Genomic DNA, 19,573 nt, shown 5'->3' on the forward strand with positions numbered 1-19,573 from the left:
GGCGCGGCGCGCAGGCGGGCTGATCCGCTGCTCTCGCGTGTGCGGGACGTGTCGCACAGGCGGGCTGATCCGCTGGTCTTGCGCGTGCTGGACGCGGCGCGCAGGCGCCCTGTCACGGCATCGGCAGGACCCAGATCGGCGAGCGGGGCTGGAGCTCCAGGTGCTTCCAGGCGTCCTCGGCGATCGCCATGCCGAGCTCTCCCTCATCGCGGAGGCTCGCGGCGACCGCGCGAAAATAAGGGGCGTCTGGGCGCTCGATCGCGAGGATGCCCTTCGGATCCGACGGGCTCGGGGTGAACGGGCGGCCCGCCTTCGCCCGGCGCGTATCGCTCACGAGCGAGATTTCGTCCATGCGGGCGGTGAAGTGCGGCCCTCCGTCGAACGGATCGACCCTGTGAGCGTAGCGGAAGCCGACGCGGCGGAGCAGCTTCTCCACCCCCCGGGTCTGTGCCCCGACCTTCCCGATCACGCGCTGCGCGTCCTCGGGCAGCAGCGAGGCGTAGATGGTCCCCTCCGGGAAGAGCCCCTTGATGAACTCCTTGTTCTTCTTGGAGAGGAGATCCGCGTCGGCATAGCTCATGTCGGTGAACTTGCGCCCGAGCGCTTCCCAGAGGTGGCTTGTCCCGTCCGGCTCGAGGGGGGGCATCAGCTCCGCGAGGATCTCGTCCTGGAACAGCGCGGATCGCGCGGCCATGTAGAGGAAACGAACATAGGAGATCATCGTGCCGAGCCGCTCGGGCCCTTGCCGGTACTCCGGCATGAGCACGAGCCCGCCGATCTCCGTGGGGCCGTTGTACGAGTAGCCGATGCGCAGCACGGTATGATGGAAGTGCTTGTCGATCGTGGCCGAGTACTTCTCCTCGTCGAGCACGTCGAAGAAGATGTAGGGGATGCCGCGCCGGCCGAGCTGCGCGATGATCATCGACGTCCCGACGATCATGCCCTTGTCGCCCTTCGTCAGGTCGACGAGCACGAAGACGTATTGGCGGAGGCGGGGATCCTGGATCGCCCCGTTGAAGCTCTTGTGGCTCTCGGCGACGATCTCGTGGATTGCGTCACGGTTGTTCGGCAGGTTGACCGAGTTCAGGTGGCGCGCGACATAGAGGAGCTGCTCCTCGTCGCCGGTCACGGCTGCGCGTATCTCGAACGAGATCATCGCCGGAAGCCTACGCGTGGCGCCCGCCCTTCGCCATTGCTCCGGAGGCCGCGCGCACGGCGCAGAGCGGCGATCGCCGCGCACCCTGGCCGGCCGGACAGCGCGAGCCTGCCGCAGGACGTCGCGCGCGTCAGCCGAGCTCAGCGCGCGACGCTTCGTCCGTGGCGTCGAGCGGCGGCTCCGCGCGTCAGCCGAGCTGAGCGCGCAGCGCGTCGTCCATGACATCGAGCGGCGGCTCCCGCCCGGTGTACAGCCGGAACTGCTCTGCAGCCTGGTGGAGGAGCATCCTCCCGCCGTGAACGGCGGTCGCTCCGCGCCGACGCGCCGCCGCCACGAGCTCCGTGATCATCGGTTTGTACACGATATCCATCACAAGGAGACCTTCCCGCAACCACTCCTCCGGGACAGGGCTTCGCGGATCGACCTCGGCCATGCCGAGCGACGTGGCGTTCACGAGGACGTCGTGGTCGGGCGAGAGCGCCGCTGCGTCGAGCGGCACGGCCGCCCCGCCGACCGCCGCCGCGAGCCGCCGCGCCTTCTCGAGATCGCGGTTCGCCACCGTGACGCTGGCGCCGCGCTCCGCGAGCCCGAACGCGACAGCGCGCGCCGCGCCGCCGGCGCCGAGGAGCAGCACCCGCGCGCCCCCGAGCCGCGTCACCTCCTCGAGCGCCCGCACCGCGCCGATCCAGTCGGTATTGTAGCCCCGGAGGCGCCCGTCGTTGTTCACGATCGTGTTGACCGCGCCGATCCGCTCGGCGACGGGATCGAGCTCGTCGAGCCATGGAATTACCGCCTGCTTGTAGGGCATCGACACGCCGAGGCCGCGGATCCCGAGCGCGCGCATCCCGCGCGTCGCGCCTTCAACATCGGTCACCGCAAAAGGGATATAGGTAAAATCGAGTCCCAGCGCGCGGTAGCCGGCGAGGTGCATGGCGGCCCCTGTCGTTACCGGATGACGCGACATTGATCCGCAGAGTGTGAGGCGGCCCAGAGCTTGGGAGAGTGGTGCAGTCGATGAAGTGCAGCCGTGCATGCAGCGAAGCTGGCTTGTCTCGAGCGCGGATGCTAGCCCCGCCAGAGATGAGCGAGCCCAGCGTTCCCCGGCCGGCGGTGGAGGCCGCGGCGGTGTGCCTCCAGCCCGACAAGGCCGGACTTTTCATGCTTCGATCCGATCGCGCGCTCGCGCGGCGCGCCTACCAGACGGTCGCGCCGTTCGGGCGGAGCCTGCTCAAGATCCTCGCGGCGCTCGCGATCCTCACGCTGGGTCGCTCGACCCTCGCGGACCAGTACCACGTGCCCACCGGCTCGATGTGGCCGACGATCACCCCCGGCGATCGCATCCTCGTCGACAAGGTCGCCTACGGGCTCCGCGTCCCGCTCACGGATCACTACCTGTTCGAGCGCAGCGGGCCGAGCGCCGGCGACGTGGTGCTCTTCGCGGATCCGCGCGGCGGGCCCACCCTCCTCGTCAAGCGGGTGATCGCGCTCCCGGGCCAGACGGTGATGCTCCGGCAAGGCGTGCTGTACGTCGACGGCGCGGCGCAAGCCCTCGAGCAGCTCGTGGACGGCACGAGGGTGGAGCACCTCGGCGAGGTCACCCACACGGCCGGCGAGCCCGACTTCGACGCGTTCGGTCCTGTCGTCGTCCCGCCGGACCACCTCTTCGTGATGGGCGACAACCGCGCCGCGTCGCTCGACAGCCGGGCGATGGGGGCGGTGCCGAGAGAGCTCCTGCGCGGCCGCGTGCTCCGCGTCGTCTATCACCATGACGCCACGGGCTTCGATCTGTCCCGCGCGCTGCGGAGCGTCGACTGAGCGGCAGCTCTAGGCTTCCCCTCTTGCCACCATCTCCCTGAGCTCATCGCCGCTCAGGGTCTCGACCTCGTAGAGCCGGGCGGCGACGCGCTCGAGCGTCGGCCGGTGCCCCTGGATCAAAGCGCGCGCCCGCGCCTCCGCGTCCGCGAGGATCCGCGCGACCTCCGCGTCGATCGCGCGCGCGGTCGCGTCGCTGCACTCCCGCGGCCCTGCGCCGGACGGCATCGCGCCCTGCGCTTCGCCGAGGAACGACAGCGGCCGGCGCGGATCGAGCGCCGAGAGCCCGAGCCCCTGGCCCATCCCGAGCTCGCGGACCATGCGACGCGCGAGCTCGGTCGCGTTGAGCAGATCGTCCTGCGCGCCGGTCGAGAGGTCTCCGACGGCCTCCTCCTCGGCGACGCGGCCGCCCAGCAGCACGACCAGCCGATCGAGGATCTCCTGCCGGCTCCACAGGTAACGATCCTCGCGCGGCTGCTGGATCGTGTACCCGAGCGCGCCCGGCCCCCGCGGCACGATGGACACCTTGCGCACCGGATCCTGCGTCGGCAGCAGCGAGGCGGTCAGCGCATGCCCCACCTCGTGGTAGGCGACGACGAGCTTCTCGCGCGCTCCGAGCCGCCTGCCGCGGCGCTCGAGCCCCGCGAGCCCGCGCTCGATCGCCGCCTCCAGGTCGCTCTGTCCCACCGCCTCCGCGCCGCGCCGCGCCGCGAGCAGCGCGGCCTCGTTGACGATGTTCGCGAGGTCGGCGCCGACGAGCCCCGCGGTCTGCGCGGCCACGGCGTCGAGATCCGCGCCAGGATCGAGCGCCACCTTCCTCGCGTGCACCGCGAGGATCTCCTTCCGTTCGGCGAGGTCGGGCCGATCGATGTGCACCCGGCGATCGAACCGCCCCGGCCTGAGCAGCGCAGGATCGAGGATCTCGGCGCGGTTCGTCGCGGCGATCACGACCATGGCCGTGTGCGCGTCGAACCCATCCATCTCGGTGAGGAGCTGGTTGAGCGTCTGCTCCCGCTCGTCGTGGCCGCCGACGGATCCGCCGAGGCCGCGCACCTTGCCGACCGCATCGAGCTCGTCGATGAACACGAGGCAGGGCCCCTTCTCGCGCGCCTGCGAGAAGAGGTCGCGCACGCGCGCGGCGCCGACGCCGACGAACATCTCCACGAACTCCGACCCGCTTGCGCTGAAGAAGGGGACGCTCGCCTCTCCTGCGATCGCCCGAGCGAGCAACGTCTTGCCCGTGCCGGGCGGCCCCACGAGGAGCACCCCTCTGGGCATCCGCCCGCCGAGCTTCTCGTAGCGCTCGGGCGCTTTGAGGAAGTCGACGATCTCGCCGAGCTCCGTCTTCGCCTCGGCGTTGCCCGCGACATCGCGGAAGGTCGCGATCGCGCCCCGCTCCTCGTAGAGCCGCGCCTTGTGCTTGCCGAAGGCGGTCGCGGCGCCCGAGATGGTCCCTGCCGTCGTCGCGCGGCGCGACGCGAGGTGGCCCATCGCCGCCAGACCGGCGAGCGGCAGCAGCAGCCAGAGGTACGGCGGCAGCCCCAGCTCGTCCGCGACGCGCGTGTACGGGATCCCTCGCCGGTCGAGATCGGCGAGCAGATCCTTCTCGGTCTGCTCGATGCGCCCCGTGCGATAACTCTGCGGCGCGCGCGCGCTCAGGCCGGGCACCGCGCGTCCGATGTACATGTCGTCCCGGATCTCGATCTCGGCGAGCTCTCCGCTCTCCGCGAGCGAGCGGAAGCGCGCGTAGGGGATCCGCCCGTCGGACGCCGCCATCACCTGAAGCAGCAACGCCGAGCCGAGCACCAGGACGAGAACAATCCAGAGCGACCGCATGCTCCCGCCTCCGCACGGACAAGCGACACGGCCGGCGAGGCCGACCTGTCGTCACGGTGCGCCCTGCACGGAGCCTGCCAAGGCGGCCCGCGCACCCTCGCGGCAGGTGCGGCGAGCCGAGGCGTCGCTCGATCCGCCGCGCAGCGCCGAGCGCGCCCGGCGCGGCATGGACGCCCGGCGCGAGCCGATCAACCCTCGCTGCATGGGGAGAGCTCTTTTCTTGATCATGGTCACGGGTCCGTTGTCGACGTTGCTGCTCGGGTGCGGAGGGGCCTCGCCGCCTCCGATCGAGCAGCCCGAGCCCGCGCGGTCGGAGGAGCCGTCGCTGCCGGCCGAGCCCACGAGCGATGCCGCCCAGGGCGCCGAGGCGCGGGAGGCAGACGCCGAGCCCGCCGCGGCGGCGCCGGCGCCGCCGCGTCGCGACGACTCGGTGCCCGACGACTACGCGCTCATGCATGGCGACTGCGTGGACCTGGGCAAGCGGCTCACAGTGCTCACGCGCTCGGAGCAGGTCGCGGCGCTCAGCGCCAAGCTCACGGCGGAGCAGCGGGGCGAGACCGAGAAGAAGATCGACGCCGTCGCGGCCACGCTGGGGGAGCAGTACGCGCAGTCGTGCGAGCAGAACGTCGGCAAGAGCGTGGATCCGAGGTCGCTCAAGTGCGCGTTCGACGCGCGGACCGTCAGGGCGTTCGAGGCCTGCCTCAACGAGCCGCCGCCGTCCAAATGACGCATCGGCGACGCGGCGGGCGGCGGATGACGGCGCGCTCGGTGGAGATATAATGGGCGTCGCCCATGGACGCTTCGCTCCTCGATGACCCCTGGATCGCCGCTCAGGTCGACGCCGCCGTGGCGCCTTACGTTGGGCGCCTGCCCGCGCACGAGATCGCGTGGATGCGCGAGCAGCTCGCGGAGGTCTTGCTGCACGACGAGGAGGCGAGCCGCCTCCTGCGGCGCGCGCATCCGCGCGAGGTCGACGAGAGCGGCGAGCGGGCGTTCGGGGTGCTCGGCGCAGCGGGGCGCGCCAAGGCGGGATAGCGGTGCGCACTCCGGAAGACCGGCTCCTCGCCGAGGGGCTCGACCTGCTTCAGCTGGTCGCGAAGCGCATCGCGCGCCGTCTGGGCCGCCGCATCCCGGTGGAGGACCTCGTCGCGCTGGGGCACCCGGCGCTGCTCGAGATCGTGCGGACGCACGATCCGAGCCGATCCACCTTCGAGGCCTTCGCCAAGCGGAAGCTCCGGTGGGCCATCTTCGACGGCGTCCGGAGGGAGACGCGCTGGCGTTCCGCGGCCGCGCGGGCCAGCGCGCTCGCTGCGTCGGCGCGCTTCGCCGAGGGACGCGGGGCGGACGACGACGCCGACGCGCCTGCCACGCAGGAGGCCTACGCCGCGCGGCTCGGTGATCTGCTCGCCGGGCACGCGGCCGCGATGGCGCTCGGCCTGCTCTCGGGTCACGGGGACGTCGCCGCCGTCCCCGACGCCGCGGACGACCCGGAGGAGCGCGCCTCTCGCGCCGAGCTCGCGCAGGCCGTGCGTCACGCCGTGCGCGAGCTCCCGGAGCGCGAGCGCGCCCTCGTGGAGCGCCACTACTTCGACGACGAGCGCTTCGATCAGATCGCGCAGGATCTCGGGATCAGCAAGAGCTGGGCGAGCCGGCTGCACAGCCAGGCGATCGAGCGGCTGGGCGAGCTGCTCCGCACGGCGCGCTGAGGCGCGGGCGCCTCGCCGTCCGCCGGCGGATGCCGGTCAGCGCTGCCGGCTCTGGAACGAGCGGAGGTACGGGGCCCGCTCGTCGTCGCTGACCGGCTCGTTGCTGATTACCCGGTGGTCGCGCGGCAGGAAGTACACGAGCCGGACCGTCATGTGGTCCTTCGCGACGGTCAGCTTCCCCTTGCGACGGAGCTCCGCGGCCTCCTCGAAGCTCTGCGCCTTCGGATCGTAGGCGATCATGTGCAGATCGGACCCGAACGGCTTGGGCAGCTCTTCCACCTCGACGATCTTGTAGATGCGGATCCCTCCGCTCTGCTCGGCGGCTGCGACCACGGCGCCGATCACCAGATCCTTGCCCGTCGGATCGGAGGTCTCGGGCACCGGGGGGGCGCGGTCACATGCAGGCGCGAGCGTCAGGATGCCGGCGCACACGGCGGCGAGCGCGATCGACCTCATGGGCGCTGAATAACATCGATGCCACCCGGCGCAAGCGGCGACCGCGCTGTTACGCGGGGTACGCGGGGTACGCGGGGTACGCGGGGTACGCGGGTTGCGCGGTTGCGCGGATTGCGCGGGGGCCTGCAGGCCGGGCGCGGGTTGCGGGCGTTGGCGGCGCGCTGCCACGTCGTCCGCCGCCTCGCGGTGGTGTCGTGGTAGACGGCGCGTTCGACACGGAGAGCGGGGGCGATCCCTGGAGGAGTGCGATCATGCGACTCGAGGACACGAAGTTCGTCGTCACAGGTGCTGCCCAGGGGCTGGGTCGCCACTATGCGCTGCGGCTCGCGGAGCTCGGGGGCCAGGTCGCCGCCGGCGACATGAACGAGGAGGGGCTCGCGTCGCTCGTCGAGGCGAGCAAGGGGCTCGCCGGCAAGGTCCACGCGCGGGCGGTCAACGTGGCGGTGGAGGCGGAGGTGGAGGCGTTCGTCCGCTTCGCGCACGAGGCGATGGGCGGCCTGAACGGCCTCGTGAACAACGCGGGCATCCTGCGGGACGGCCTGCTCGTCAAGAAGGACCGCCAGACGGGCGCCGTCGTCAAGCTGAGCGCGGCGCAGTGGCAGGCCGTCATCGACGTCAACCTGACGGGGGCCACGCTCATGGTCCGCGAGGTCGTCGCGAAGATGATCGAGACCGAGCAGAAGGGCGTCATCGTCAATATCAGCTCCATCGCGCGCCACGGCAACCGCGGCCAGTCGAGCTACACCGCTGCGAAGAGCGCGCTCGCGGCGAACACGAAGACCTGGGCGCTCGAGTTCGCGCCGTTCGGCATCCGCGTCGGCGCCGTTGCACCCGGCATGATCGAGACGCCCATGACGCAGGGCATGCACCAGAAGGCGCGCGACGCCTTGGTCGCCATGATCCCTGTGGGCCGCATCGGCGTGCCCGAGGACATCTGGCAGGCCGTGCGCTTCGTGATCGAGTGCGAGTACTTCAACGGTCGCTGCATCGACGTCGACGGCGGCCTCACGATGTGACGCCGTCACGCGGCCGACCGCTCCGCGGTGGGCGTGCGTTCGCGCCTCGCCGCTAGCCCGCGCTCGCGCGGCGTCGTCTTCCGCCGGTCTGACCGGCTGCATCCCTGCCCGATCCTCTTCCTTCGACGCTCCTGTGGCGCTCGACCGACCGAGCGCTGCTCGGCGCGTTCGATCGAGCGCTGCTCGGCGCGTTTGTTTGATCGAGCGCTGCTGGTTCGATCCAAGGGGATCTCGGACCACGAGCCAAGGCGGCGATCCGCCCAGGCGACATTCCCCTTGACGCTCCGATATTGAAAGCTATGTTCAATATCAATCCAACCCGTTACGTAGCCGGGGGTCTGCATGTACGTCTGCCTCTGCATGGGCGTCTGTGATCGAGAGATTCGTGAAGCGATGAGCGAGGGCGCCTGCTCTGTTTCGCAGGTCATGGAGTGCACGGGCGCCGGTACGCGCTGTGGCTCCTGTCGGTCGACGATCGCCGAGCTTGTTGGCGAGCGCGATGGCGCCTCGACGCCGCGTCGCCTGGTGATGGCGCCGGTCTCCAGCGCAGCTTGATCCTCCGGATTGACCGGCAACAGCCTCGATGCCCTGGTTTCCGTCGGAAGCGACGGCGGTGGCACTTATTTCCTTAGAAACTTCTTGCGCACCTCCACGGACCTCGCGCATTTGTGCGGGGCGCTGGCGTCCTAGCCAGCGTCCCCCGCCTGACAGGGGCGGGGTCCGCACGACAGGCATGAGCGCGAGAGGGGTCCGATGAAGGGTGCAAAAGACGTCGTTGATGCGTTGAACGAGGTGCTTGCGGGAGAGCTCGTTGCGATCAACCAGTATTTTCTGCACGCGAAGATGTGTTCGCACTGGGGCTTCGTCACGCTCGCTGCGCACGGGCGCGCCGAGTCGATCGACGAGATGAAGCACGCCGATGCGATCATCGATCGCATCCTCTTCCTCGATGGGCTGCCCAACCTGCAGCGCCTGGACACCCTGCACATCGGGCAGAGCGTGCCGGAGCAGCTCAAGAGCGACCTCGATCTCGAGTACCACGCGGTCAAGCGGCTCAACTCGGCGATCGCCCTCTGCCGCGACAAGGGGGATCGCACCAGCGAGGAGCTCCTGGCCAAGATCCTCGAGTCCGAGGAGGAGCACATCGACTGGCTCGAGACACAAATCGGGCTGATCGAGAAGCTCGGCGAGACCGCCTACCTCGCCCAGCAGATCCGCGAGTAGGGTAGGGTGAGGGCCGTCCCTCGCGCAGGGAGCGTCCCCCGTGCACCTTCTGGCGGCGGAGGTCGTGCTTGACGTACGATGCTCTGGACGCATGTCCAAGGCGCCGCGGACGACCGTGCTCGCGCGCTTACGCGCCAGCGCGGCACGTCGGTCGTGATCGTCGCGCCGCGCTCGTTTCCCGGAGGAGGATGAGCGCGGCGGGGGAAATCCATGTCGAAGATTCTTGTCGTCGATGACCAGCGGAACATGCGGACCACGCTCGCGATGATGCTGCGTGGCGCCGGGTACGAGGTCGATGAAGCCGCGGACGGCAGCCAGGGCGCCGATCTGGGCGCCAAGGGGGCGTACGACGTCGTGCTCACCGACCTCCGGATGGGCGGCTTCGACGGGATCGGCGTCCTGCGCGCGGTGAAGGAGTCGAACGCGAACACGGAGGTCATCGTGATGACCGCGTACGGCACCATCGAGAGCGCGGTGGAGGCCATGCGGCTCGGCGCGTTCGACTACATCCAGAAGCCGTTCTCGGAGCAGGAGCTCCTCGTGAAGGTCGAGCGCGCGATCCAGAACCGGAAGCTCACCGGCGAGGTGCAGCTGCTCGCCAGCGAGTTCAAGGAGCGCTACCGGTTCGAGAACATCGTCGGCCGCTCGCAGGCGGTCCGCGAGGTGCTCGGCCGGATCGTCAAGGTCGCGCCGACCGACGCGACGGTGCTCATCACCGGCGAGAGCGGCACCGGCAAGGAGCTCGTCGCCAAGGCCATCCACGCCAACAGCAAGCGCGCCGACCGCCCGTTCGTGCCGGTGAACTGCGCCGCCATCAGCGAGACGCTCCTCGAGAGCGAGCTGTTCGGCCACGCGCGAGGCTCGTTCACGGGCGCGATCTCGGCGAGGAAAGGGCTCTTCGAGGAGGCCGACGGGGGCACGTTCTTCTTCGACGAGATCGCCGAGACCCCGCTCACCTTCCAGGCGAAGCTGCTCCGCGCGATCCAGGAGAACGAGATCCGCAGGGTAGGCGAGAACAAACCCATCAACGTCGACGTGCGCATCATCGCCGCGACGAACCAGGAGCTCCTGACCGCGGTGTCGGAGAAGCGGTTCCGCCAGGACCTCTACTACCGGCTGAACGTCGCGCGCTTCGTGCTCCCGCCGCTCCGCTCGCGTCGTGAGGACATCCCGATCCTCTGGGAGTTCTTCCTGGAGAAGTACAACCGCAAGATGAGCTGCCGCGCCCGCGCCGCGGACGGCGTCGTCGAGGCGCTGACGCAGTACGACTTCCCCGGCAACATCCGCGAGCTCGAGAACATGGTCGAGCAAGCGGTGGCCCTCTCCGGCGGCGGCCTCATCAGCGTCGACGACGTGCTGCCCGCCGCGGTGCAGCCGAAGCGCGCGCCCGAGGCCGGCGGCAGGCTGCTCGCCGACGTCGTCGACTGCGCCGAGCGCCAGGCGATCGAGGCCGCGCTGCGGGAGTGCGACGGCAGCCGGGAGCGCGCCGCCGAGGTGCTCGGGATCAGCGCGACCACGCTGTGGCGCAAGATGACCCGCCTGGCGATCACGTATCCCCCGGGCTGACGCGGCGCCGGTCTGTCGAGCGCCTCCCATCGCCCACCGGCCGGGCTCAGCAACTCGCTCCCATGGCACACAGCGACCTCAGGCGGACCGCGCTCGACGGGCCATGCTCCCCCTGCACCTCGACCTGCTGCCCATCGAGCTCAGCCTGCATTCCTCCGTTCGGGTCGTATGGATGCGGCCGCTCGATCCAAGCAAACCACCTGACTCAGCCGTAAATCGAGGGAGCTAGCCTACGCGAGATTGCATCTTTGCAATGATGCAGCGTCGGGATTTGCCTTAGTGCAATGAGGCGCCTGATGTAGACTGTGCTCTTCTGTTTCACTTTAGCGTCGGCAACTGCAACGCGTCGATTCGGGAACTTGGCCCGGTGATTGCTAGACAGGTAGGCGTATTGGATGGCGGCGATCGCCGCAGGAGGACGCTTAATGGCCCGCATGCTGATCGTGGACGGTGAGAATTCCCAGCGTCGCGCTCTTTCGGCAGGGCTAAGCGTCGAGGGGTTCGAGGTCGTGTTCGCCGCCTCGTTCCAGGATGCGCTGCTCACCCTCGGCTCGTCCCCGGTCGATGTGGCGATGATCGATCTGATGATGCCGGACCTGAACGGCCTCGAGCTCGCGCGGCACATCCGGCATGCGTTCCCGAGGGTGCGGGTCGTGCTCTCCAGCGCGTATCACCTCTCCGCGCGCCAGGTCGAGCGCGCCGACTGCGGCGCGGTGGCCTTCGTCCCCAAGCCTTACCAGGTGAGCGAGATCTGTCGCTTCCTCCGCGCCAAGACGAACGTGCTCACGCCCGCGTCGTGCTAGTAGCGCGGCGTGCGCTGCGAGCTGCTCGACTACGAACTCCCTGAAGCGCTGATCGCTTCGCGGCCCCCCGAGGAGCGCGACGGAGCGAGGCTCCTCCTGGTCGATCGCGGCCGCAGGGCGGGCGAGGTGGAGCACGCGGCGATCCGCGATCTCGATCGGTACATCGAGCGCGGCGCGCTCGTCATCGTCAACGACACGAAGGTCGTCCCCGCTCGTCTGTTCGGGAGGAAGCGCGGCACAGGCGGGCAGGTCGAGCTCTTCCTGCTGCACCGGGTGGACGGGGCGCCGGCCGGCGTGGAGGACCTCGGCGGTGGGCCCCAGGAGAGCGCGCCGCGATCCGAGCGCTGGCGGGCGATGGGGCGCGCCTCCAAGCCGATACGCCCGGGATCGGTGCTCGATATCGAGCGCGACGGCGCGCTGGTCGCGGAGGTGCTGGAGCGCGCCGAGGACGGCGTGCTCACGGTGCAGCTCTCCTCACCCGCGGGGCTGTCTATCGCCGCTGCGATCGACGCGTACGGGCACGTCCCGCTCCCGCCCTACCTCGGCCGCGGCGACGACGCGTCCGATCGCGAGCGGTACCAGACCATCTTCGCCCGGGTCCCCGGAGCGGTCGCCGCGCCGACGGCGGGCCTCCACCTCTCGCCCGGCCTCGTCGAGCGGCTCCGCGCGAACGGGGTCGAGATCGCGAGCGTCACGCTGCACGTCGGCCTCGGCACCTTCCAGCCGGTCACGGTCGACGATCTCGACCTGCACCCGATGCACGCGGAGGTCTACTCGATCCCGGACGCGACCGCGGGCGCGATCGCGGGGGCGCGCGAGCGCGGCGCGCCGGTGATCGCGATCGGCACCACCGTGGTTCGCGCGCTCGAGTCGGCCGCCGATCCGGCCCGCGCAGGCCTCGTGCGGGCGCAGTCCGGGGAGACGCGCCTCCTCATCCAGCCGGGCTATCGGTTCCGCGTCGTCGACGCCCTGCTGACCAACTTCCACCTGCCGCGCTCGACGCTGCTCGCGCTGGTGTTCGCCTTCGCCGGCCGCGAGCGCACGCTCCTCGCGTACCGCGCGGCGATCGACGCCGGCTACCGCTTCTACTCGTATGGTGACGCCATGTTGATCCGTGGGGTGGACGCGCCATGAGCCGGACGCCTGGCTTCTCCTTCTCTGAGCTCGCGAGGGACGGGCATGCCCGGACGGGCGTGCTCTCCACGCCGCACGGCGACGTGCTGACCCCGACGTTCATGCCGGTCGGCACCCAGGGCAGCGTGAAGACGTTGACCCCAGCCGAGGTGGCCGCGACCGGCGCGAGGATCGTCCTCGGCAACACCTACCACCTGTGGCTCCGCCCTGGCCCCGAGCTCGTCGCGCAGCTCGGCGGCCTGCACGCGTTCACCCGCTGGCCGCACGCGATGCTCACGGACTCCGGGGGCTTCCAGGCCTTCTCGCTCGCCGAGCGGCGCACCCTCGTCGAGGACGGCTTCGTGTTCCGATCGCACCTCGACGGCGCCCGCAAGGCGCTCACGCCCGAGGTCGCGATGGAGGTGCAGGGGTTGCTCGGGGCCGACATCGCGATGCAGCTCGACGTGTGCCCGCCAGGCGGCGCGCCGCGCCCAGAGGTCGAGGAGGCGTGCCGCCTGACGACGCGCTGGGGGAAGCGCTGCCTCGCCGCGAAGCGCCCGAGCCAGGCGCTCTTCGGCATCGTGCAGGGCGGCACCTCGGTCGCGCTGCGTATGGCGCATGCCGATGAGCTCGGCGCCTTGCCGTTCGACGGGCTCGCCCTGGGCGGCTTCTCCGTGGGCGAGCCGATCGCGATGATGCACGAGGTCGTCGCCCAGATCGGGCCGCACCTCGACCCGACGCGCCCCCGCTACCTCATGGGCGTGGGGACGCCGATCGACCTCGTGCACGCCATCGGCGCCGGGGTCGACATGTTCGACTGCGTGCTCCCCACCCGGAACGCGCGGAACGGGCAGGCGCTCACGCAGCACGGCAAGATCGTCATCAAGCAGGCCCGCTACAAAGAAGATCGTTCGCCGCTCGATCCGACCTGCGCTTGCCCGACCTGCGCCGGCGGATACAGCCGCGCGTACCTGAGGCACCTCTTCATGGCCGGCGAGATCCTGGTGCTGCGCCTGCTGACGGAGCACAACCTCCACCTCTATGGCCGCCTGATGCGAGAAGCGCGCGCGGCGATCGCCGAGGGGAGGTACGCGGCGTTCGCTCGCGCGTGGCTCGGCGCGAGCGGCGCCGGTAATGCCAACGAGGCGAACGACGCGAACGAGACGGTGGGCGCGACCGAGTCGACCGAGTGACCCTACATCGTCGCCATGGCCTCTTCGATGCGTTCGCGGAGCGGGTGCAGCGGGCGCCGTCGCGCCGCCGGCGCATCGCCTGCGCTGCCCGGAGGGTTCCGGAGTAACATGGGCGGATGGTGAGCTCTCGCCTCTGGCGTCGGGACGCGCGCTCGGATCCGCGCGCCTCGGGCGGCGTCCTGGCCGCGCTCGACCCGGCCGTATGCCCGAGCCGCCGGCGCACGAGCCCGAGCCGGTCGTGTCGGTCGGATGGCGGCCTTCGCGCGCGGGTCGCGTGCTTGCCCGCGCATTCCTGGTCCATTAGCCTTCGAACTCGGCCCGCGGAATGACGCAAGACGCCAACAAGAAGCCGCTCGGACGCATCCTCCTGCAGCAACGGGCGGTCACCCAGCCCCAGCTCGAACAGGCGCTCCTCGAGGCGCGCGCGAAGGGGGTGCCCCTCGCCACGAACCTCATCGAGAGCGGCACCGTCTCCGAGGTCGCTGCGCTGAAGGCCCTCTCCGAGCAGAGCGGCGTTCCTGGCATCGATCTCAACCAGGTCTGCATCAAGCTGAGCGACCTCTCCATCCTCCCCCGCGAGATCGCCGCCAAACACAAGCTCCTTCCCGTGCTCGTGCGCGAGGATCGCATCCTCGTGGCCATGGCCGCGCCCGCCGACAAGAAGGTGATCGACGAGCTCGAGTTCGTGACCGGCAAGCGCGTCTTCCCGTACATCGCGCTCGCGGGTCCCCTCGTGCGGACCATCGCGGCCGCCTACGACATGAAGGAGCAGGGCGAGCCGTTCTACGTGGGCGCCAAGTGCCCGCCCGAGGTGCTGAAGCGGGCCGGGCTCGGCTCCACGGCGTCGTCCGCCTCCGAGGCGCCGCCCGCGCCCCCGCCAGCCCCTGCGCAGCCCGCGCCGCGCCGGCCCGCGTCCGCCGTGCCCCCGGCGACGGCGGCCCAGGCCCCGGTGGCCCAGGCCCCTGCGGCGCCCGCTCCCAGCGCCGCCCCGCCGCCGCCGCGGCCCGCGCCGGAGCGCCCGCGCGACGACGCGGAGATCTCGTTCGCCGATCTCACCGACGATCCGAGCCCGCCCGCTGCCGCGTCGCCGGCCCGCCTCTCCTCGGCGGGGCCGCCGCTCGTCGTCGACGACGCCATGCGGAGGGCGGCGGCGGCCGACGAGCTCACGGACACGGATTTCGGCACCGCAGACCGCGATCTCTCCGTCGTCGAGTCGCTCCCGGGCGCAGGCAAGGCGCCGCAGGGCGATCAGACGACGATCCTGGTCGTCGACGACGAGCCGGAGATCCGGAAGCTGCTCCGTCGCATCTTCGAGGAGCGCGGGTACCGCGTGGAGGAGGCCGATCGCGGGCTCCTCGCGCTGCGCATGGTCAAGGAGAATCCGCCCGACGTGATGATCCTCGACGCCATGCTGCCGGAGGTGCACGGCTTCGACATCGCCCGCCGCATGAAGGGCACCCAGCGCTACGGCCACATCCCGATCATCATGATCTCGGCCGTCTACCGCGGGTGGCGGTTCGCGGAGGACCTGAAGTCGAGCTACGGCGTGGAGGCCTACATCGAGAAGCCCTTCCGCGTCGCCGACGTCGTCGCCGCCGTGGAGAACGCGCTCCAGGCGCGCTCGATCCGCGGCGATCAGGACCGGATCTCGGCGGAGGCGGAGCGCCTCCTCGCCGCGGGGATCGCGGCGTACCGCGCGGGCGATTTCGACAAGGCCGTGCGGCACCTGCGCGAGGGCACGGCGATCGACCCGCTCGCGTACCGGCTGCACTTCCACCTCGGCCTGCTCTACGGCAAGCAGGGGCAGCTCTACGACGCCATCCAGGAGCTGGAGACGGCGCTGCACATCAACGGCAAGCACTTCCCCGCGCTGAAGAACCTCGCCGTGCTCTATCAGAAGGCCGGGTTTCGCAACAAAGCCATCGAGACCTGGGAGCGCGCGCTGGGCGTCGCCCCCGATGACCCGACGCGGCAATCGATCAAGGAGCACTTGCTCGGGCTGCTCTGACGCCTACCCCATGTCGTCTGGGGCCAAGCTGTCGTAGACTGCGCCATTCCACCGGCAGGCGCGTCCTTGGATGAAATTCATCTGCGATAACTGCAAGGCCAAGTACCAGATCGGTGACGAGAAGGTCGCCGGCAAGATGGTGCGGATGCAGTGCCGGCGATGCGGGCACCTCATCCAGGTCAGCGCGAGCGTCACCGAGAGCTCCGTGGCGCGTGCTCTCCCGGTCGAGCCGCCGCGCGAGGCGGGCGACGATGCTCACGTCGCCCCTCCGAGCGACGAGGCGCCGGCGGCGGACGGCGCGGCGAGCCCCTTGAAGCCGCCGCTGGCTTCGTCCCTGGGCCACGGCGCCGCGCCTGCGCCGCCCCGGCCCGCGTCCCAGGCCCTGCCGCGGCCGGCGGGCGCTCCTCGACCCCCGGTCGCGCCGCGCGCCGTCCCCGGACCGGCGTCGAGCCCGCGCCCGGCGACCGCACCGCAGGCCTCCCCGGCAGCCCGGGCTGTCCAGCCTGCGCCCGCGGCGCCGGCTCGTTCCCCTGCGCCTGCCGCCAGGGCGGCGGAGCCCGCGCCGCCGGCGGGGGCCGCCGGCGCGTTCACGCGCGCGATGTCCAATGACCGCCCGCTCGGGAAGGCGCCGGCCGTGCGCGCCACGGCGAGCGAGGACTGGTACGTCGGGGTCGGCGGCGTCCCGCTCGGCCCGGTGCGCCTCTCGGTCATTCGCGACAAGGCGCTTGCCGGCGCGGTGGACGGCGAGTCGCTCGTCTGGCGCGAGGGCTTCGACGAGTGGCTGCCCCTCAAGAACTTCCCGGAGCTGCTCGAGATCGTCACGCAGGCTCAGTCCACCCGCCTGTCCACGCCCGCGCGCCGCATCAGCACCACGGGCTCCTCTGTCGGTCAGGCGCACGCGTCTCCGTCGGCAAAGGCGCCCTCCTCGTCGAGGGGCCCTGCGCTCGCGGGGGCCTTACCCGCGCGCACGGCGACGCGCGAGCCGGACCCTCCTGGCCTGAACGAGCAGGCCCCGGCGGTCGCCGCCTTCACCGCAGCGGGGATGCCCGCTGTGTCGGCCCCGCTTCCCGTGCCGGTCGCGTCAGCTACGTCCGTTGCGTCCGTTGCGCGCGTCACCCCGGTTGCGCCAGCGGCGAGCGCGCCGGCCGCATGGCCAGGAGCGCCGGCAGGCGCCGGGCGGACCCTCGCCGCGGGCGCTGCGCCGGTGGAGATGCTCGCCGATCCCTTCGCGGCCGATCGGACGGTCCCCGTCGCGTTCGCGCCCGGACCCGAGCTGGCCGCGTCCGCCTCGACCGAGCTCGCCCGTGGGGCCGGCGGCCTGGCCGCGGGCGGGTCGCCCTCTGAGGCGGCGCCCGCGGGTGGCCTGGCCGCTGGGGTAGCCCGCTCTGCGACGGCGCCAGCAGGCGGAAGGCTGACCGCGGGGGGCTCACCCGCCGCGGCAGGGGCCATCTCCGCCGCGGAGCCCGCACCTCTGGTGGGCACGCCAGGCAGCCTGGTGGAGACGGTCGCGCCAAGACGGCGATCGGGCATGAGCCCGCTCGCATACGCCTTCATCGCCATGGCAGCGGCGTTCGGTGGCGTCTCCGCGTTCGTCCTGCTCTCCCCGAAGCCGCAGCAGCCCGTGCAGGTCGTGACGGCCCCCCTGCCGCAGAGCCAGCCGGCCGATCTGCCGACGGCGGCCCCGCCGCCGCCGCCGAGCGTCGAGCCGGACGCACCTGCGCCGGCCGAGACGGCTTCTGCCCGGCCAGAAGTCGCTTCGACGGGCAAGGCGGGCGGCGTCGCGAGCCAGCGCCCTCCGCCGGACAAACCGGTCGCTCCACCGGCCTCTGCTCAGCTCGACCGGTCAGGGTTCGGCGCCGGGGTCCCCGGCCCCTCGTCAGGGCCGGGCAGCCAGGGGGCCGGCGCCGGTTTGACCCCGCTTTCCCAAGGGGAGATCTCCGGCGTCGTCGAGTCGAACCGCCCCAGCGTCCGCCGCCACTGCTGGCAGCCCGCCCTCGACGCGCGCGCCAGCAACGCGGCCAGCACCGCCAGGGTCTCCGCTTCGGTGGTCATCGCCGCGTCGGGCGCCGTCCAGTCGGTCTCGGCCGGCGGGTCGGAGAAGGATTACCCCGGCCTGTCGAGCTGCATCGCCTCCCGGATCAAGTCCTGGCGGTTCCCTCCTTCCTCGGGTTCCACCCCCGTGACGATTCCGTTCGTCTTCGCCGCGCAGTAAGCCCCGCTGCTCAGCAAGGATGCACCCTGCGGAGCGAAGGCCGCTCGATCGGGCGCTTCGCTTTACGTCTGCCCAGGCAGGCGGTAATCGACGCGCTCATGGCAGAGCGCAAAGTCCGAATCCTCGTGGCGAAGCCCGGCCTGGACGGCCACGACCGCGGCGCCAAGGTGGTCGCCAGGGCACTCCGCGATGCGGGCTTCGAGGTGGTCTACACGGGCCTGCACCAGACCCCCGACATGATCGCCTCCGCCGCTGTGCAGGAGGACGTCGATGCCGTGGGGCTGTCGATCATGTCCGGAGCGCACAACACCCTCTTCCCCGCGGTTATCGAAGCGCTCCGGAGCCGCGGGGCCGAGGACATCGTGGTGTTCGGTGGGGGCATCATCCCGGACGAGGACATCGCGCGGCTCCAGAACGCCGGCGTGAAGGGCGTCTTCACCCCCGGGACCACCCTGAAGAGCATCGTGGAGTGGGTCCAGACCAACGTCACCCCCCACAGCTGACCGCCGCCGCGGGGCGCCTCCCCACTCTCCCCCACCGCGGGGCGCCTCCCCACTCTCCTCCACCGCGCGCCTCCCCCGCCCGGCTTCCCCTCGGCCACAGGCTCGCTGAGCCCGCCCGGTAACCCGGCTACGCACCCGTTCGCCCGGCCGCGAATCGATGTGCTCAGGGCGGCGATCCGTCTTGCTTGCTTTCTGTCTTGCCAGCGTCCGCCCGACGCGTTCCAGCCCACCTCCGAGCGGCTCCCCACTTCCTCCCACGGCCCTGCCCGAGGGCCATTTATCGATAAATCGCGCTGTTTTGTTGGGTGTGACCTTGAGGGTTTATGCCCTACATAGGTGGCGGATGAGGTCCAGAAATCTCCCAAACTGTTGACACTCGGCACCTCACTCCGTAGCGTGGCGGAGCTTCGTGGGAAGAAGTGGCAGAGAATGTCACGACGCGGCGTGCGCCCGTTGGAGCAACGCGTCGCCAACCCCTCGGCGGGACGGACCAGCCGGAGCTGGGGTCGATGAGCACGATGTTTCGCGGTCACTTCGAGCACGCGATCGACGCGAAGGGGCGCACGAGCCTTCCTTCGCGCTTTCGCGACGTGCTCGCGGCCGCGAACGACCTGCGGATGGTCATCACCCCGGCCCTCTTCGATCCCTGCCTGCACGCGTATCCGATGAAGGCCTGGGAAGAGCTGGAGGCGAAAATTGCAGCACTTCCGCAATTTGATTCGAACGTGGTCGCCTTCCGGCGCCGTTACCTGTCCGCGGCCGTCGAGTGTGACCTTGACAAACAGGGCCGGATCCTCATCCCGCCGTCCCTCCGCGAGCACGCGGATCTCACGAAGGACGTGCTGTGGGCGGGCATGGGCCAGACGATCGAGCTCTGGTCGCAGGAACGGTGGAAGGCCGCTCAGCAGATGAGCGAGGTCGAGCTTCAGAGCTTCAAGAACGCAATCGCGGAGCAGTTCCGCCTATGAA

The 19,573-nt window shown here is 70.9% G+C and carries 19 protein-coding genes; 15 read left to right on the forward strand and 4 right to left on the reverse strand.

Features of this window, described 5'->3' with window-relative positions; translation table 11 throughout:
- Positions 1-112: 112 nt before the first annotated feature.
- Together WME97_RS08770 and WME97_RS08775 are read right to left on the reverse strand one after the other, a co-directional pair.
- Positions 113-1,156, reverse strand: coding sequence for an arginine N-succinyltransferase (locus WME97_RS08770; RefSeq protein ID WP_437551099.1), 1,044 nt, complete (start codon positions 1,154-1,156; stop codon positions 113-115).
- Between the two features lie 187 nt (positions 1,157-1,343).
- Positions 1,344-2,189, reverse strand: a complete 846-nt coding sequence (locus tag WME97_RS08775; protein WP_437551101.1) for a shikimate dehydrogenase — start codon at positions 2,187-2,189, stop codon at positions 1,344-1,346.
- A 47-nt stretch (positions 2,190-2,236) separates the two neighbouring features.
- On the opposite strand from WME97_RS08775, the gene lepB reads away from it, so the two are divergent.
- Positions 2,237-2,971 carry a signal peptidase I gene (gene lepB, locus WME97_RS08780; RefSeq protein WP_437551102.1) on the forward strand — a complete coding sequence of 245 codons (735 nt, stop codon included), beginning with the start codon at positions 2,237-2,239 and terminating at the stop codon, positions 2,969-2,971.
- A gap of 9 nt (positions 2,972-2,980) precedes the next feature.
- Here lepB and ftsH read toward each other — a convergent pair whose 3' ends face one another.
- Positions 2,981-4,804, reverse strand: a complete 1,824-nt coding sequence (gene ftsH, locus WME97_RS08785) for an ATP-dependent zinc metalloprotease FtsH (RefSeq protein WP_437551104.1) — start codon at positions 4,802-4,804, stop codon at positions 2,981-2,983.
- Between the two features lie 226 nt (positions 4,805-5,030).
- Between ftsH and WME97_RS08790 the strand changes: the two genes are divergently transcribed.
- From WME97_RS08790 to WME97_RS08800, 3 genes are all read left to right on the forward strand, one after another.
- The gene (locus WME97_RS08790) at positions 5,031-5,531 is read left to right on the forward strand and encodes a hypothetical protein (RefSeq protein WP_437551106.1); all 501 of its coding nucleotides are present in this window, start codon (positions 5,031-5,033) and stop codon (positions 5,529-5,531) included.
- 65 nt (positions 5,532-5,596) lie between these two features.
- The gene (locus WME97_RS08795; RefSeq protein ID WP_272101334.1) at positions 5,597-5,839 is read left to right on the forward strand and encodes a hypothetical protein; all 243 of its coding nucleotides are present in this window, start codon (positions 5,597-5,599) and stop codon (positions 5,837-5,839) included.
- Positions 5,840-5,841: 2 nt separating this feature from the next.
- The gene (locus tag WME97_RS08800) at positions 5,842-6,510 is read left to right on the forward strand and encodes a sigma-70 family RNA polymerase sigma factor (protein WP_437551108.1); all 669 of its coding nucleotides are present in this window, start codon (positions 5,842-5,844) and stop codon (positions 6,508-6,510) included.
- 36 nt (positions 6,511-6,546) lie between these two features.
- Here WME97_RS08800 and WME97_RS08805 read toward each other — a convergent pair whose 3' ends face one another.
- Positions 6,547-6,966 (reverse strand): hypothetical protein, encoded by a 420-nt coding sequence (locus WME97_RS08805; RefSeq protein ID WP_437551110.1) that lies wholly within the window; start codon positions 6,964-6,966, stop codon positions 6,547-6,549.
- 251 nt (positions 6,967-7,217) lie between these two features.
- On the opposite strand from WME97_RS08805, the gene WME97_RS08810 reads away from it, so the two are divergent.
- The 11 genes from WME97_RS08810 to mraZ all read left to right on the forward strand — a co-directional run bounded on the left by WME97_RS08810 (position 7,218) and on the right by mraZ (position 19,572).
- Entirely contained in the window at positions 7,218-7,982 is a 765-nt protein-coding gene (locus tag WME97_RS08810) for an SDR family oxidoreductase (RefSeq protein ID WP_012234280.1), read from the forward strand.
- Between the two features lie 342 nt (positions 7,983-8,324).
- Positions 8,325-8,537, forward strand: a complete 213-nt coding sequence (locus WME97_RS08815; protein WP_437328430.1) for a (2Fe-2S)-binding protein — start codon at positions 8,325-8,327, stop codon at positions 8,535-8,537.
- Positions 8,538-8,735: 198 nt separating this feature from the next.
- Positions 8,736-9,206: a bacterioferritin gene (bfr, locus tag WME97_RS08820; RefSeq protein WP_437551111.1), complete on the forward strand. Its 471-nt coding sequence runs from the start codon at positions 8,736-8,738 to the stop codon at positions 9,204-9,206.
- Between the two features lie 210 nt (positions 9,207-9,416).
- Positions 9,417-10,772 (forward strand): sigma-54-dependent transcriptional regulator, encoded by a 1,356-nt coding sequence (locus WME97_RS08825; protein ID WP_437551113.1) that lies wholly within the window; start codon positions 9,417-9,419, stop codon positions 10,770-10,772.
- A gap of 395 nt (positions 10,773-11,167) precedes the next feature.
- A complete protein-coding gene (locus WME97_RS08830; protein ID WP_437551114.1) occupies positions 11,168-11,575 on the forward strand; it encodes a response regulator in 408 nt (135 codons plus the stop codon).
- Between the two features lie 9 nt (positions 11,576-11,584).
- Complete coding sequence (gene queA, locus WME97_RS08835; RefSeq protein ID WP_437551116.1) at positions 11,585-12,709, forward strand: tRNA preQ1(34) S-adenosylmethionine ribosyltransferase-isomerase QueA; 1,125 nt, start codon at positions 11,585-11,587, stop codon at positions 12,707-12,709.
- Positions 12,706-13,881, forward strand: a complete 1,176-nt coding sequence (tgt, locus tag WME97_RS08840) for a tRNA guanosine(34) transglycosylase Tgt (RefSeq protein ID WP_437551118.1) — start codon at positions 12,706-12,708, stop codon at positions 13,879-13,881. Before queA ends, tgt begins: the two co-directional genes overlap by 4 nt.
- Before the next feature lie 325 nt (positions 13,882-14,206).
- Positions 14,207-15,889: a response regulator gene (locus WME97_RS08845; protein ID WP_437551120.1), complete on the forward strand. Its 1,683-nt coding sequence runs from the start codon at positions 14,207-14,209 to the stop codon at positions 15,887-15,889.
- A 70-nt stretch (positions 15,890-15,959) separates the two neighbouring features.
- On the forward strand, positions 15,960-18,101 hold the full coding sequence (locus tag WME97_RS08850) for a GYF domain-containing protein (RefSeq protein WP_437551122.1): 2,142 nt from the start codon (positions 15,960-15,962) through the stop codon (positions 18,099-18,101).
- Positions 18,102-18,199: 98 nt separating this feature from the next.
- Positions 18,200-18,604, forward strand: coding sequence for a cobalamin B12-binding domain-containing protein (locus tag WME97_RS08855; RefSeq protein ID WP_012234290.1), 405 nt, complete (start codon positions 18,200-18,202; stop codon positions 18,602-18,604).
- Between the two features lie 509 nt (positions 18,605-19,113).
- A complete protein-coding gene (gene mraZ / locus WME97_RS08860; protein WP_012234291.1) occupies positions 19,114-19,572 on the forward strand; it encodes a division/cell wall cluster transcriptional repressor MraZ in 459 nt (152 codons plus the stop codon).
- Position 19,573 lies beyond the last annotated feature (1 nt).

Source organism: Sorangium sp. So ce367 (assembly GCF_051520455.1).
GTDB classification, from domain to species: Bacteria; Myxococcota_A; Polyangia; order Polyangiales; family Polyangiaceae; genus Sorangium; species Sorangium cellulosum_B.

Excerpts from the sequence above, each read along its gene's own strand:
- WME97_RS08770 (WP_437551099.1), bottom strand. The coding sequence starts at position 1,156 with ATGATCTCGTTCGAGATACGCGCAGCCGTGACCGGCGACGAGGAGCAG.
- WME97_RS08775 (WP_437551101.1), bottom strand. The coding sequence starts at position 2,189 with ATGCACGGCTGCACTTCATCGACTGCACCACTCTCCCAAGCTCTGGGC.
- lepB (WP_437551102.1), top strand. The coding sequence starts at position 2,237 with ATGAGCGAGCCCAGCGTTCCCCGGCCGGCGGTGGAGGCCGCGGCGGTG.
- ftsH (WP_437551104.1), bottom strand. The coding sequence starts at position 4,804 with ATGCGGTCGCTCTGGATTGTTCTCGTCCTGGTGCTCGGCTCGGCGTTG.
- WME97_RS08790 (WP_437551106.1), top strand. The coding sequence starts at position 5,031 with ATGGTCACGGGTCCGTTGTCGACGTTGCTGCTCGGGTGCGGAGGGGCC.
- WME97_RS08795 (WP_272101334.1), top strand. The coding sequence starts at position 5,597 with ATGGACGCTTCGCTCCTCGATGACCCCTGGATCGCCGCTCAGGTCGAC.
- WME97_RS08805 (WP_437551110.1), bottom strand. The coding sequence starts at position 6,966 with ATGAGGTCGATCGCGCTCGCCGCCGTGTGCGCCGGCATCCTGACGCTC.
- WME97_RS08810 (WP_012234280.1), top strand. The coding sequence starts at position 7,218 with ATGCGACTCGAGGACACGAAGTTCGTCGTCACAGGTGCTGCCCAGGGG.
- WME97_RS08815 (WP_437328430.1), top strand. The coding sequence starts at position 8,325 with ATGTACGTCTGCCTCTGCATGGGCGTCTGTGATCGAGAGATTCGTGAA.
- bfr (WP_437551111.1), top strand. The coding sequence starts at position 8,736 with ATGAAGGGTGCAAAAGACGTCGTTGATGCGTTGAACGAGGTGCTTGCG.
- WME97_RS08825 (WP_437551113.1), top strand. The coding sequence starts at position 9,417 with ATGTCGAAGATTCTTGTCGTCGATGACCAGCGGAACATGCGGACCACG.
- WME97_RS08830 (WP_437551114.1), top strand. The coding sequence starts at position 11,168 with ATGGCGGCGATCGCCGCAGGAGGACGCTTAATGGCCCGCATGCTGATC.
- tgt (WP_437551118.1), top strand. The coding sequence starts at position 12,706 with ATGAGCCGGACGCCTGGCTTCTCCTTCTCTGAGCTCGCGAGGGACGGG.
- WME97_RS08845 (WP_437551120.1), top strand. The coding sequence starts at position 14,207 with ATGACGCAAGACGCCAACAAGAAGCCGCTCGGACGCATCCTCCTGCAG.
- WME97_RS08850 (WP_437551122.1), top strand. The coding sequence starts at position 15,960 with ATGAAATTCATCTGCGATAACTGCAAGGCCAAGTACCAGATCGGTGAC.
- WME97_RS08855 (WP_012234290.1), top strand. The coding sequence starts at position 18,200 with ATGGCAGAGCGCAAAGTCCGAATCCTCGTGGCGAAGCCCGGCCTGGAC.
- mraZ (WP_012234291.1), top strand. The coding sequence starts at position 19,114 with ATGAGCACGATGTTTCGCGGTCACTTCGAGCACGCGATCGACGCGAAG.